This is a genomic window from Chamaesiphon sp. GL140_3_metabinner_50 (assembly GCF_025361915.1).
GTDB lineage: Bacteria > Cyanobacteriota > Cyanobacteriia > Cyanobacteriales > Chamaesiphonaceae > Chamaesiphon.
In genome coordinates, this window is sequence record NZ_JANYJC010000104.1 from 1 (window position 1) to 14728 (window position 14728).

The 14728-nt window shown below is 47.1% G+C and carries 7 protein-coding genes; 2 read left to right on the plus strand and 5 right to left on the minus strand.

Annotated features, from left to right (window positions below; translation table 11 throughout):
* The coding region (locus Q0R35_RS05450; protein ID WP_295615078.1) for a CCA tRNA nucleotidyltransferase at window positions 1–896 on the plus strand (896 nt) is incomplete at its 5' end.
* Here the strand turns inward: Q0R35_RS05450 and Q0R35_RS05455 are convergent.
* Together Q0R35_RS05455 and Q0R35_RS05460 are read right to left on the minus strand one after the other, a co-directional pair.
* Window positions 885–1562, minus strand: a complete 678-nt coding sequence (locus Q0R35_RS05455) for a hypothetical protein (protein WP_295615079.1) — start codon at window positions 1560–1562, stop codon at window positions 885–887. The genes Q0R35_RS05450 and Q0R35_RS05455 overlap by 12 nt on opposite strands.
* 39 nt (window positions 1563–1601) lie before the next feature.
* Complete coding sequence (locus Q0R35_RS05460; RefSeq protein WP_295615080.1) at window positions 1602–3554, minus strand: M48 family metalloprotease; 1953 nt, start codon at window positions 3552–3554, stop codon at window positions 1602–1604.
* A gap of 462 nt (window positions 3555–4016) precedes the next feature.
* Between Q0R35_RS05460 and Q0R35_RS05465 the strand changes: the two genes are divergently transcribed.
* Complete coding sequence (locus Q0R35_RS05465; protein ID WP_295615081.1) at window positions 4017–4997, plus strand: hypothetical protein; 981 nt, start codon at window positions 4017–4019, stop codon at window positions 4995–4997.
* 97 nt (window positions 4998–5094) lie between these two features.
* Here the strand turns inward: Q0R35_RS05465 and Q0R35_RS05470 are convergent, their stop codons facing one another.
* The 3 genes from Q0R35_RS05470 to rpoB all read right to left on the minus strand — a co-directional run bounded on the left by Q0R35_RS05470 (window position 5095) and on the right by rpoB (window position 14603).
* The gene (locus tag Q0R35_RS05470) at window positions 5095–9096 is read right to left on the minus strand and encodes a DNA-directed RNA polymerase subunit beta' (RefSeq protein ID WP_295615082.1); all 4002 of its coding nucleotides are present in this window, start codon (window positions 9094–9096) and stop codon (window positions 5095–5097) included.
* Between the two features lie 180 nt (window positions 9097–9276).
* On the minus strand, window positions 9277–11151 hold the full coding sequence (locus tag Q0R35_RS05475) for a DNA-directed RNA polymerase subunit gamma (protein ID WP_295615083.1): 1875 nt from the start codon (window positions 11149–11151) through the stop codon (window positions 9277–9279).
* Between the two features lie 149 nt (window positions 11152–11300).
* Window positions 11301–14603 (minus strand): DNA-directed RNA polymerase subunit beta, encoded by a 3303-nt coding sequence (gene rpoB, locus Q0R35_RS05480; protein WP_295615084.1) that lies wholly within the window; start codon window positions 14601–14603, stop codon window positions 11301–11303.
* Window positions 14604–14728: the final 125 nt, after the last annotated feature.

Sequence of the window (14728 nt, forward strand, 5' to 3'; positions counted from 1 at the left end):
TCGATCCCCTCAATGGCACCCAGGACATCCAAGATCGCACGATTCGGATGGTAAGTAGACTCAACTTAGTAGACGATCCGTTACGGCTGCTTAGAGCCTATCGTCAAGGGGCACAACTTAATTTTACGATCGAACCAAACACGCAAACGGCTATTCGAGAATTAGTCGCGCTGTTGACGACGGTTGCAGCCGAACGGGTATTAGCTGAGTTACGGTATTTGTTGCAGACACCCAATAGCAGTCAATGGTTGGCGGCGATAGTGAGTGACGAGCTATTGGCTGGTTGGTTAGAAATACCTGTAGAGCCAAATTTTAACCACAGATTGACTCAGTTAGATCGATCGATCGAATTAGTCAAACAACATTATCCCGCGCTCGATCGCGAACTCGATCGACCTTTACGCGATACAATTTCTATCAACCGGGAAGCGATCGGGAAACTAACGATTTTATTATCCCCAGATCTAGCATTAGCAACAGCTCAAATGCTCCGCCTGACGTTTAGTTCGGCAGAAATTCAGGTGGTAACTACGGTTATTAATTATTTGCCGCAATTGTTAGCAGCGGGTATGTCTTTAACAGAACAATATTTCTGGTTTCAATCGGTAGGGAATAATTTCCCGCTATTGGTGCTAATGGCGATCGCTGCTGGAGTAGAGCTAGAAAAATCGCAAGACTTAATCGATCGATATCTCGATCCATACAGCCAAGTTGCACACCCAACTCCATTAGTTAATGGTCGCGATTTAGTCGAACATTTGAGCATTCCACCTTCACCGACAATCGGTAAATTATTAACTGAAATTCAACTAGCAAGAATTACAGGCGAAATTTCTACCCCAGATGAAGCACTTAAATTTGCCAAGCAGTTGAGAGCGAATAAATTACTCGATTAACTTTGCTTGCTTGAATACATCTTGAATAGTATCGCCCACAATTACACCATACATAATTGGGGAAGCCGAAGCCAATCCGATCGAACAGATAAATGCGGGTATTGGCGATGACATCCAATCCCAACCACATAACAATACCGAACTAATAATAATCATCGTCGCAACAATTCCACTCAGTGCGCCAGCAAGTAACTGTTCTCGATCCCAATCATGCCATAAAGATCGCCAGTAGAGACGTTGCTTGAATAAAGACTTTTGCCAATTGCCGACGACTATACCATTAATTCCACCGCAAATTCCACCAATAATTGCTAAAATAATCAGTGAAGTTCCATCTTCATCTAAAACAAAATTATCAATTCCGAGATGAATTACTCCCCAAGTTAATAGATCGATCGGCAATCTGGCAATTGCTGTATATATCCATTTGCGATCGAGTGATTTAACTACTTGTCTGAGCATTTGCCATTGGAGATAACCTTGAATGATACTACTCAACAGGCAAGCTAACGATCTGAGAAAATAGACGATCGCTAAATTATCTAAACGATACATTAAAACTATTAAAGTGACGATCGCTTGAGTGGCAATTGCCAACGCGATCGCCCCAAAGGTTTGAATTAATAACCATTGACCTAAAAAACTAGACGGTTGATGCTTCGACATTTTAATCGGTAAAAGTTGCAAGTGGTAGATCTAAAAATTCTAGAAAATTCGTGCGTCGGGTATTTTTTGAATATTACCGATTAGCTGTAACTCGCGCTCATCGCTAAAACCAGTGCGATCGCTATCGAAGATTGCAATTACCAATCGGCTGATAAAATTCAGCTCGATTCGCAATCGTTGACAAATTTCAGCTTCTAACCTGAGATTATGCTGGAGTCGATGAATGTCGATTTCTCGGCTTTTAGTAAGTTTCAAGCTGAGTATATATAGCGGTCGATCGCGGAAAACTTGCATTGGCTTACAGACTAAATATGCTCGATCGATTGCTGAATGCAGAGCTAGCTTCTGACAAATCTCAGCAATTAAATTTGCTTCTAAATCGTGAGGTGTAAATCGATCTGTTTCTTTAATATTGCGCTCTAACTTCGATCGCCATTGTTTGTGTAAATGATGCTGTCGCCACTCTAAATAAATCTCGGCTGCTGAGAAATTACCTTGAAAAATATGAAAGCGATATAACTCCTCACAACTAGCTACGACTAAATCTGGATCTAAAGAAATCGCCCGTTCTAAATAAGCACAACCACTGGCATATCCCCGATTTATAATTGCCTTACCGACTTGATAATTTGCCGCAGCACAATTGGGATCTCGATCGAGAATTGCTTGCCATAGTGGTAAAGCTAATAATTCACCATCTAATTCGGTAGTCAAATCTGCTCTAACAGTCGCTGCTCCCAGCATTAAAGGTGCCGTCTGACTGTTGCGATTGAGGGTGATTAAATATTCGCGTTGAGCGCGTGCGTGTTGGTATTGACGCAACCAAGCGGCTTTGCGCTGCTCGTACCACTGTACGTCGAGTTCGGCGGCTAAATCTACCAAGCGATCGCCAAAAAAGTGTTCCGCCGCCGTCTGAAGAATCGGTTGTGGAGTCCAGAATTTGGGGGTAGGATAGCCCATAGCAGCCAATCGATCGCTCAAACAGGGGTGAGTATCATCGGTGTCGGTGGCTTGCCCTAGAATCAATCCCAGCCAGACTGTAGCTGTTTTTGGATCGAGCGGTTGACGTAAGGCGGCTAACATTTGGGTGACAACATCTGGCGGTGGCGTTTCACACTCATGTGCTTGACGATCGAGTTGACGGCTGAAGCACTCTTGTAAATAATACTGATAAATATAAGTTTGAATCAGATCGCTAGCCGCAATTTCTGCACTAGTCATCCGTTTTGCCGAAGCATCTGCGGCATATTCACGATCGCGTACCGATATCAAAGAATAAGCCTTAATTACTGGTTCATACCACCGAAAAAACCACTGAAACACAAATAAATTACTATCTACTGTCAGTTGCTCCCACATCCGACCGACTCGTAAAATATAGCCCATAAAATTACTATCATTATTCGATAGATGTTCTAGCTCGTGAGCTAAAGTAGCCTGAAACTGTGCGGGAGTTAACGATTGTAATAAGGGGAGTCCGAGAATTAGATAGTTATGACAACTTTCGCGCCAGCCAAAATGCGGTAATTGAGATACAGCCGCATTATGCTCGAAATTAATAATCACACGATCGATTTTCGGCGCGTTTAACTTATGGCTTAATTCATCAATAGTTGCAAATAGTTCTGGGAATTGGGCGCGATCGATTTCCCGATCGGTAAGCTGTGGCGATTGAGTCCAGCACAGGGCGATCGCGATGGTAATAACCAATCCAAACAACAGCCACAATCGATCGGGATGTTCTAGCAGCGAATCTATCTTAATCGCCACAATCGGCTGCTGTCGATCTGCTTCAACCAGCCATTTTACTAACCATAAACTACTAAACAAACCCAGACAAACGATCGCAATATACCCATAACCGATCGCTGCTAACGCGGCTACGCGGATCTGATAATTGGTTGTCTTCCGGTGCCGCGATCGTTCTAATTGTCGTACTAAAGAATCGAACTTCGCTTGCTGCTCTAACTCCATCGTCGCATTACAATTCACAATTCCAAACTCAAAATATTAATTTGCAGCACCGCAGCTTCAAAGTTAAATCTCAAATTCAGTGGATGAAACTAGTATTCCCCAGCAATTACCTCGCATTCTCAGTAAACTTACGGATCTTCGTGGCGATCGCTGCAACTCTAGATTGAGTATGCTAATATTCTGAGTTTGCATCGATTGTGACTGGAAAATGGAAAGAATAGTCTAAAATATGCGTAGTATTGAGACTAACTGCGATTAAACTCGTTGGCGTTCGCGAAGCGTCTGCCTGCGCAGAAGCCTCTCTGAAAGAGAATCGATCCCACCTTCTTCTGGGCTAAGTTGTAACAGCTACCTTCGTACAGAAGATTTATGCTTGAGAGTAAACCACAGTAGTATAAAAATACTCAGTCGAGCTGCCTCTGCTAGAAAATACTCAAAATTTCCGTTCTTTAGCTCGAATTACCATTTCTAATAACCATAGTGAATACTCTAATTGCGCTATCGATCGGCATGATAGTTGGTGCTACTGCCAGTTATCTATTCTTAAACCGCAACTACCGCCGCAAAATCTCCAAGCTAGAGCGGGTTATCGAACGATATCGAGTTGAGGTATCAGATCGCGGCGATTCGGCTGTCAATGGCACACCTGAGGTTAAATTAGAGCCAATTACTCACAGTGGTAAACTTGCTGCGGCACAGATTGTCAAGACGAGTGTTATTGAAGTAGATAGTACCGAGCTACAAGAATTTTTAAAAACTAGAGGCATCCAGATCAAGAGTATTCCACCGAGACAAGAATGCGACGATATTCTCGATCGGCTGGCGATGTTTATGGGCAATCGATACAATTCGATCGAGAAGTTATATGCACGAATTAAATCAAATATGGATCGAGGTTACTCTTTTACTATTAACCTTAAAAATTCACCTCAAGAACAAATTGCTAATATCTGTCAACTTGCCACTAGACTGCACGATCTGACATTTTTAGAAGAATATCGCTACCAAAAATCTCCACATTTTATTCTATCTGCCAAACCCAGTCGCAACCCTAAAGCTCTCAGTTTTTTTTCGGGGCAATGGTTAGAACGATTTGTTAAAGATCGGACGATTGAAGCTATTCGTAAAACACATTTAGAATTACAATATTCGTATTTATTAAACCCCCAAATTACTCTACCCAATGGTGATGACTTTGAGTTAGATGCGATTTTTAAAATCGGTAACGATATTTTTTGGTTTGAAGCTAAAACGGGTAATTATCAAAGATATCTAGAAAAGTATGCCAAGATATCGTCGATATTAGGCTTAGATCGCGAACATGCTTTTATGATTTTAACTGATATTTCGGAAACATCCGCACAGGAGCTATCTTCGTTATTTAAGATGACAGTAGTTAATATCGAAAGTTTTGTCGAACATCTCGATCGCGCTTTTGAAAAGTTACGTCCGGTGTCGTGAATTAGGGGATAGGGAATAGGAACTGACAATAAAAAAAGCCCACATATTTAATGTGAGCTTACAATTACATAAATTTACTTTTAGGGTTTAATAAACCCTAAAACTCTTCATCTTCATCGTCGCTATCTCCTGGTGGCGACCAGTCGAAGTCTTCTTCATCGGCAGTGCCAGCCGCTTTGACAGTATCGCCGTAGAGTCCCGCAAATTCGTCTTCTTCTTCCTTACTCGAAGGTTTGATAATCGATAAACTACCCAAAATCGGATCGTCGAGATCGTAATTGCGGGCGGTACGATCGTCGAGAATCATATCCTCATCGTTACCGATGGTGCCCTCGTAGGCACCATACAGCCCTGGAGAGCCGTAATCGTTGTCGATAATTGGGCTGGAGAAGTTAGAGTCTTCATAAGCGTTGAAGCCCGTACCAGCCGGAATTAGACGACCGATAATCACGTTCTCTTTCAAGCCGCGCAACCAGTCAGATTTACCTTCAATCGCCGCTTCAGTCAAGACGCGGGTAGTCTCTTGGAAACTCGCAGCCGAGATAAAGCTATCGGTATTCAAGGATGCCTTGGTAATCCCTAACAGCATCGGTGTATATTCCGCTGGAGCCGCACCTGTAATCGACATGGCTTCATTTACCTGTTCGACTTGGCGGAGTTCTTGGAGTTCTCCTGGCAGCATCGTGGTGTCGCCACCATCGTCGATGCGGACTTTGGATGTCATCTGACGCACGATCACTTCGATGTGTTTGTCGGAAATCTCTACCCCTTGGGATTGGTATACCGATTGAACTTGGTTGACCAAGAATGCCTGCGCTTTTTGGAGTGCGAGTAGAGCTGCTTCAAAGACCCCATTTTCCTCGCGGAAATGGTTGAAGTAGACATCTAGGATCTCGTGGGGATTGAGCTGTCCGTCGGTGAGTAAGTGTCCTGCTTTGACTTCTTGTCCGTCGGAGACGAGCAGGTTTTGACCTGGGCCGAGGAAGTATTCTTCGACTGCGCCGCTAGCATCGATCACCTTAATTTCGGTCGGTTCGTTATCGTCGTTGTAGACGACAGATGCATGACCGTTACGACGGTTGAGGATACAAGGCTCTTTCGGTTTACGCGCTTCGAGCAGTTCTTCGATCCGGGGTAAACCTTGGATGATGTCTCCGGTTTTCGATCGCTCGAATACCAGTAGTACCAGATTATCGCCCCGTTGAACGAGATCGCCAGTATCGATGTGCAAGATTGCTCCCGGCGATACGCGGTAAGGACGCGCCATCCGCAGTATGACTTGGTTGTCGTTAATTTCGACGACTTCACCAGATTCAGGACTAGAGATCCCGGCTGCGAGTTCGTTGCCCGAAACGATTAGTTTACCCACCTTGACAGTTGGTGCTGCACCGTTGGTTTCGACGATCGTGCGGTCGGTATCGCGGACGACCAAGACTCGGCGCACCGATTCGGCACCTTGACGGATTCCGCGTACTTCACCTGGGTGTTTGCACCGGATTTCGGTGCGGGCGACGACGGCACCAGGGGCGATTTGTTGACCTTCGGTCACTAGAGCCTCTGTATAAGTGCTACCACCGAGGTTATCGCCTGCGGTATCGCGGCGGATGGTAAGCGATTCGAGAATCACCAGTTGGATTCGCAGTTCGCCAGTATCTTCGTCTTTAATTAGTTCGATATCGGCAGCCAGTTGCGGCGTGCTGGTCGAATCCATTTCTAACACTAGTTGAGTGCGGAGCAGTTCGACCCCATCGACTGATTTAACGCGCTCTCCATCTTTATAAGGTACGCGCTGAACGGCGCGCAGTTCGATCGTGCCGTGGTTGCCAGCCTGATTGACAGATGCTTGAGATGGTAAATTTGGCTCGTCAGGAACCTGATATTCCACGACGGGACGAATTAGTAATGCCGAACCTTCAGGGGTTTCGACGTACTCTAAGTACCGCAGTTCGGTGACAGCTTCGAGTTCGGGGACTGGCTTGTTACCTGGATAACAGATGGTACCAGTAACCGATTGTCCCGCTTCGGGGTCGTCGAGTAGATGTAGTTCGCCCGGTTTGATGGTGATTTCCCGGAGAATGTCATTTTTCTGAACGACTTCGACAATGCCGCTAATGCCACAGAAGATATCGCGAATGACTTCGGTACCTGCTTCGACAAATTGACCATCTTCGACGATGAGCAGGGAGATGTCTTTATTGACCTCATGAGACTCTTCGGGAATCCATAAGATTGTCCCGCCTTGGACGACCTCGTAGCCCTGTTTGGCTTTACCTTTCTTCTGGACATCTAAGCCAGCAAATTTAACGATTCCGCCCGTGCGCGTCCGATAGCGATCGTCTACCAATTCGGCGACGGCAGTGCTATTTTGAACTTTAGTTCCTGGCGCGGTGAGCAGTTGGAAGCGTTGATTGTCATCGGTGACGATCGTGTATTGCTCTCGTCCCGATTCGGTATCGACTTCCACTTTAGCCCGATCGAGCGACACGGACGCAGTAATAATATCGATTTCCCGTTCGCCGCGCAGTCTGACAACCCCACCACTGACCGAAATCAGTCGTGTTTCTGCCAGTACGCCATGCTCGGAAACGCGATCGCCGTTTTTGACCAACGGTTCGGCTCCAGGTGGTAAGTTATAAACTTCACCAGAGAGTACCCAGATCAGACCGCCACGTTGCGCGATCCGGGTCATGTTACCTTGACGATCGGTTTTTTCTTCAGGGACGATATCGGCGAATAAGACTTCCCCAGCTAAATCTGAGGCTACGTCTTTAGTCGCTTTCTCGGTGGAGCGTCCGCCCTTACTCAGGGCGATTTCTGCGAGCAAGTCGCCAGTTTTAACTTCGGCACCGTCGGGCACCAATAGCAGCGAGCCAGGAGTGAGGTTAAAGACTTTTTTCTTACCTTTACCTTTCGGTTCGAGGATTAAGTCGCCGACAACTTCGACTTGTTCGCGATCTTCCCCGTGACGAGTTCGGACAGAACGGACGCGGAGATTTAAGAACTTGACGGTACCATCGTGAGGAGCGCGAATTTGTTGTTCGACTTCGCCTGTGAATACCCCACCCGTGTGGAATGTCCGCATGGTAAGCTGGGTACCAGGTTCGCCGATCGATTGCGCGGCAATAATCCCAACTGCTTCACCTAAATCTACTAGGTGTCCGTGCGCTAAACTCCAACCGTAGCAAAGCTGACAGACAGAACGTGCGGCTTCGCAAGTCAGCGCGGAGCGGGCGAAGACAGATTTCACATCGGCTTTAGTAATTGCCGCGATCGTATCTTCATCTAGTTGTTGGTTGCGGGTGGCGATTAATGCTTTAGTTTCCGGATGGAACACATCTGCGGCTAATACCCGTCCGTGCATCCGATCTTTGAGCGGAATTAAGACGCGATCTCCATCCTTCATCGCTTCGACATTGAGACCCCGAATCGTACCACAGTCGTGTTCGCGGACGATTACATCTTGGGAAACGTCTACCAAGCGACGTGTGAGGTATCCAGAGTCAGCCGTTCTTAATGCCGTATCTACCAGACCTTTGCGGGCACCATAAGAGGAAATAATATACTCGGTTACCGTCAAACCTTCTTTAAAGTTAGTCTTAATCGGTAAATCGATAATTTCCCCTTGCGGATTCGCCATCAGACCCCGCATTCCCACGAGCTGACGGACTTGCGACAAGTTACCCCGCGCCCCAGAAAACGCCATCATGTAGACGGAGTTAAGCGGATAATTTTCTCTGAAGTTAACTACTACTTCATCTTTGAGGCTCTCAGAAGTGATGTTCCAGGTATCGATAACCTTCTGGAACCGTTCGACTTCGGTAATTTCGCCGCGCGTGTACTTAGCTTCGGTTTCGTCGATCGTATTTTCGGCTGCTTCGAGCATTTCCTTTTTGATCGGCGGAATCTTCAGGTCGTCGATACTAATCGAGACACCTGCTCTAGTGGCAAATCGGAAACCCAATTCTTTGAGTTTGTCCGCCATCTGTGCTGTCCGCGCGGTACCATAATGCCGAAACGACCAGGTAATCAGCTTTTTCAACTGACCTTTATCAACCATCCGGTTGTTAAATGCGATCGGCTTTCTCTCTTTTTCGCTCATGATCTAGGGGTTAGGTGTTAGGTATTAGGTATTAGGCTTTGGGTGTTAGGCTTTAGGTGTTAGGTTTTAGGTGTTAAGGATTGGGGATTAGAGATTGGCGATTGGGTATTAGAAATAAATCTAAATTCTTATCCCTAAAGCCTAAAGCCTAATACCTAAAGCCTTCTTAAAGCCTAATCCCTAGACAGAAAGGACTTCTTGAATGGTTTTGTTATAAATAATCCGACCTGGGGTGGTGTAGATGTATTGAGAGAGCAGTTCGCCCGTGCTGGTTTCGCGAACGCGGCGATACTTATAGAGCCTAGTGCTGGTTCCGTCGCCGTTATCGATCGTTTCTAATGGCTCTTTTTCCTCATCGTCGGACTCCATTAAACCGTCATATCTGACCCAGATAAAACTGTGGATATTGAGTTCGGCGCGATCGTATGCCCGGACTGCATCTTCGAGGTTCGCAAAATACCTGTCGGTTTCGGCGAGATCGGGGTTGCGGGCAGTGAGATAATAACAACCCAAGACCATATCTTGCGATGGTGCGACGATCGGCGAACCCGTTGCTGGTGAGAGAATATTATTACTCGCCAACATTAGCAATCGGGCTTCGGCTTGAGATTCTAACGAGAGGGGGACGTGTACTGCCATTTGGTCGCCGTCGAAGTCGGCGTTAAATGCCGGACAGACGAGGGGATGGAGTTGAATGGCTCGACCTTCGACGATAATTGGTTCAAAAGCTTGAATTCCCAAACGGTGCAGGGTTGGTGCCCGATTTAGCATCACTGGGTGTCCAGAAATTACTTCTTCTAAGACATCCCAAACGGTAGGGTCGCCGCGTTGAATGAGTTTCTTGGCTGCTTTAATATTATTGACGAGGTTATTTTTAATCAACCGATGAATTACAAACGGCTGGAATAATTCGATCGCCATTTCTCGTGGCAATCCACACTGATGGATTTTCAGTTTTGGCCCGACGACAATTACCGAACGTCCGGAATAATCTACCCGTTTACCGAGCAAGTTCTGACGGAAGCGTCCTTGTTTACCTTCGATAATATCCGAAAGAGATTTGAGGGCGCGGTTATTGGCTCCTACTACCGTGCGTCCGCGACGACCGTTGTCGATGAGCGCATCGACGGCTTCTTGGAGCATCCGTTTCTCGTTCCGGACGATAATTTCTGGTGCTAAAATTTCTTGCAATCTTGCCAGACGGTTATTCCGGTTGATCACGCGGCGATACAGATCGTTTAAATCTGAAGTCGCAAACCGACCGCCATCGAGTTGCACCATCGGGCGCAAGTCGGGGGGAATTACGGGTACATAGCTGAGGATCATCCATTCGGGACGGCTGCCAGTTGCGATAAAGTTATCGATCACCCGCAGGCGTTTGATTAACTTGGCGCGTTTTTGCCCCTTGGACTCGCTAATCTGCTCCCGGAGCTTTTCAGCCTCTTCTTCTAATTGCAGGTCTTCTAGGAGCCGCTGGACGGCTTCTGCGCCAATTCCGACTTCTACTCCTTCGAGTTCGGAATCTTCACTATAAATCCGCTCTTCAATTTCTAGCCACTGTTCTTCAGTGAGTAGTTGCTTATAGCCGAGGGTGTCGTCGTTGCCCGCAGATAGCACGACATAGGAGTTAAAGTAGACGATCTGTTCGACATCCCGCAATGGCATATCGAGCAAAATGCTCAAGTAGCTGGGAATCCCTTTGAGATACCAGACGTGAGCTACTGGCGCAGCCAGCTTAATAAAGCCCATCCGGTGACGGCGAACGCGAGATTCAGTTACTTCGACCCCACAACGTTCGCAGACAATCCCCCGATGGCGCACCCGCTTGTATTTACCGCAATGGCACTCCCAATCCTTCGCTGGGCCAAAAATTCGCTCGCAGAATAAGCCATCCATCTCCGGTTTTAACGTCCGGTAATTAATGGTTTCTGGCTTGGTAACTTCACCAACTAGTTGTCCATTGGGTAAGTTGCGCGAACCCCATTCTCGAATCCGATCGGGTGACGCAATCCCAATCTTAACGTAATCAAACTTGGTTTCTAGCTTTTGACGCATAATCTAGGGGATAAGGATTGGGCTTTGGGGATTAGGGATTAGAGATTGGGTATTAGGTTTTAGGTTTTAGCTCTTAGGAGTCGGGTGGCTATTAGGGGCACGCGGTACGTTCCGAACCTAACGCCTAAAGCCTAAAACCTAACACCTTCCTACCCTTCTTCACTATCGTCGCCACGCGCAAACGATTCGTAGGTGGGACGTGAAGGGGCGCGACGGGTGTTGACATCTGCCATCAAATCGACTTCGACATCGCGGCTGTCGCCATCGGGAGTCTGTTCGACTTTGTGCACGGCAATATCTAAACCTAGCGATTGTAGTTCTCGCATCAGTACCTTAAACGATTCTGGCGTACCAGGGCTGGGGATCGATTTACCTTTCACGATCGCATTGAGGGCATCGTTACGACCTTGCATATCGTCTGATTTGACGGTAAGCAACTCTTGGAGTGTATACGCTGCACCGAAAGCTTCGAGTGCCCATACTTCCATTTCTCCGAACCGTTGACCGCCTTGTTGGGCTTTACCGCCGAGGGGCTGTTGGGTAACAAGCGAGTAAGGGCCTGTCGAACGCGCGTGGATCTTATCATCGACTAAGTGGACGAGTTTGAGCATATACGCTTTACCGACAGTTACGGGTCGGTCGAAGGCTTCGCCAGTCCGTCCGTCGTATACTGTGGTTTTACCCGGTTCGTTTTTATCGAAAATCCAGGGTTTATCTTGCGCTTTTGCTGCCGCTTTGAGCTTGCCGTGAACCGTCGTCCGCGAAGCTTCTGGCGCGTACATTTCATCGAATGGTGTCACCTTAAACCGCATTCCCAGGTTGTGTCCCGCCCAACCGAGCAGACATTCAAATACCTGTCCGACGTTCATCCGCGATGGCACGCCCAAGGGGTTGAGGACGATATCGACAGCGGTACCATCGGGGAGATAGGGCATGTCTTCTACGGGCATAATCCGCGAGACAATCCCTTTATTCCCGTGTCGTCCGGCCATTTTATCGCCAACTTGGATTTTCCGTTTTTGGGCGACATAAATGCGGACGACCATATTGGCTCCAGGTGGCAATTCATCGCCTTGTTCGCGGGTAAATACCCGAACATCGACAACACGACCTTTTTCACCATTAGGTACTCGCAAAGAGTTATCGCGGACATCACGCGCTTTCTCACCAAAGATCGCCCGGAGGAGTTTTTCTTCAGGCGGCTGATCCGATTCACCTTTAGGGGTGACTTTACCGACCAAAATATCGCCAGATGTTACCCAAGCACCTTTACGAATAATTCCGGTTTCGTCAAGGTTACGCAACGATTCTTCACTAACGTTAGGAATCTCGCGGGTAATTTCTTCAGGGCCTAATTTAGTCTGACGCGCTTCGATTTCAAACTTCTCAATGTGGATACTGGTGTAGTAATCCTGAGAAACTAATTTCTCGCTAATCAGAATTGCATCCTCATAGTTGTAGCCTTCCCACGGCATATAAGCCACGAGAATATTCTGTCCTAAAGCCAGTTCGCCGCCTTCAGTTGCCGAACCATCAGCTAAAACTTGACCTGCAACGATCCGATCTCCAATTTGCACCAGCGGACGTTGATTTAAGCAAGTATCCTGGTTGGAACGGTGATATTTCTGAAGCAGATATTTCTGCGTGCGACCATTATCGCCCTTCACATCGATCGATTCGGCTTCGATAAAGCTCACCACACCGTCGAATTTAGCGACGATGACCATCCCGGAATCTCGTGCAGCTTGGACTTCTAATCCAGTACCGACTAACGGGCGTTCGGGACGCAGTAAGGGTACCGCCTGACGTTGCATGTTAGAACCCATGAGGGCGCGGTTAGCATCATCGTGTTCGAGGAACGGAATTAGCGATGTCGCAACCGAAATAATCTGTACGGGCGAAATTGCCACATAATCCACCTGATCCGGTGTGGTGGTGGTAAATTCGTGCCGATAGCGGACGGGAATTGTCGAACCTAAGATATAACCATTTTCATCGGTGGTAATATCGCCAGGTGCTACCCGCAGGTCATCTTCCTGATCCGCTGTCATATATTCAGCTTCTAACTCGCGCTTAACCCGACCATTTTCGACAGGTAAGAAGGGTGTTTCGATAAATCCATACTGATTTACCCGTGCGTGAGTTGCCAACGAACCGATCAATCCCGCGTTAGGGCCTTCAGGCGTTTCGATCGGACAAATCCGCCCGTAGTGGGAGGTATGGATGTCTCGCACCGCAAAACCCGCCCGTTCTCGCGTCAAACCACCAGGGCCTAATGCTGAAAGTCGGCGTTTGTGGGTCAATTCCGCTAGGGGATTAGTTTGATCCATAAACTGGGACAGTTGTGAGGAACCAAAAAATTCCTTCACGGCGGCTACTAATGGCTTAGGGTTGACCAAACTAGCCGGAGTTAAGCTGCTAGTCTCAGATACCGTCATCCGTTCGCGAATGATCCGTTCTAGGCGGTTTAAACCGACCCGAATTTGGTTCTGTAATAGCTCACCTACCGAACGCACGCGGCGATTGCCTAAGTGGTCGATATCATCGGTACTACCGATATCAAATTCTAAATTGATCAGGTAGTCGATCGCACACAAGATATCTTGAGGAGTCAATACCCGCACGCTATCGGGCGTAGTTAACCGCAATTTGCGATTTAATTTATACCGACCGACTTTGCCCAAATCGTAACGTTTAGGGTCAAAGAAGCGCGAGTCAAGCAATTGCTGACCGCCACTGACGGTAGGTGGCTCACCCGGACGTAGTTTTTTATACAGCTCCATCAAGGCTTCTTCTTCAGATAAGTTGCCTTCTTTATCGATCGTCTTTTGATAAAATTCAGGGTGACGTAACGAGTCAAAAATCTCGTTATCAGTCAATCCCAAGGCTTTTAACAATACCTGCGCCGAAAGTTTGCGCGTCTTGTCGATCCGCACCCAGACGATATCATTTTTATCGGTCTCAAACTTCAACCACGCACCCCGGTTAGGAATCAGCGAGGCACTATAAGTTCTGCGACCGTTTTTATCTAACTCGGACTTGTAATATACTCCAGGCGATCGCACGATCTGATTGACGATTACCCGCTCTGCGCCGTTGATAATAAACGTACCACGATCGGTCATCAAGGGTAAGTCGCCGATAAAGACATCTTGCTCGATGATTTTGCCCTTGTCTTCCTTGTTGATTAACTGAGTCGGCACATACATTTGTACGGCATAGCTGGCATCGCGTCGCTTTGCTTCATCTACGTCATATTTAGGACGTTTGAGCTTGTAATTTTTAGCTAAGAACCGCAGCTCTAGTTTGCCCGTATAGTCAGTAATCGGCGAGAAGCTATCTAATTCTTCGATTAAGCCTTCTTCCAAAAACCAGCGGAAGCTAGAACGCTGAATTTCTACCAAATCTGGTAGCATATAAGTGGATGCTGTCGTAGTAATCTGACTAGTCATGATGTTCCTCTTCTAAGTACGTTCTCAACAGCATTCGGCGACAGGTTCGATCGTTCAGTAAATGTCGTACCAGTTAATACTCGATCCGAGCGACCTCTGAATTGTTTGGATGTTAGCCATCAGGA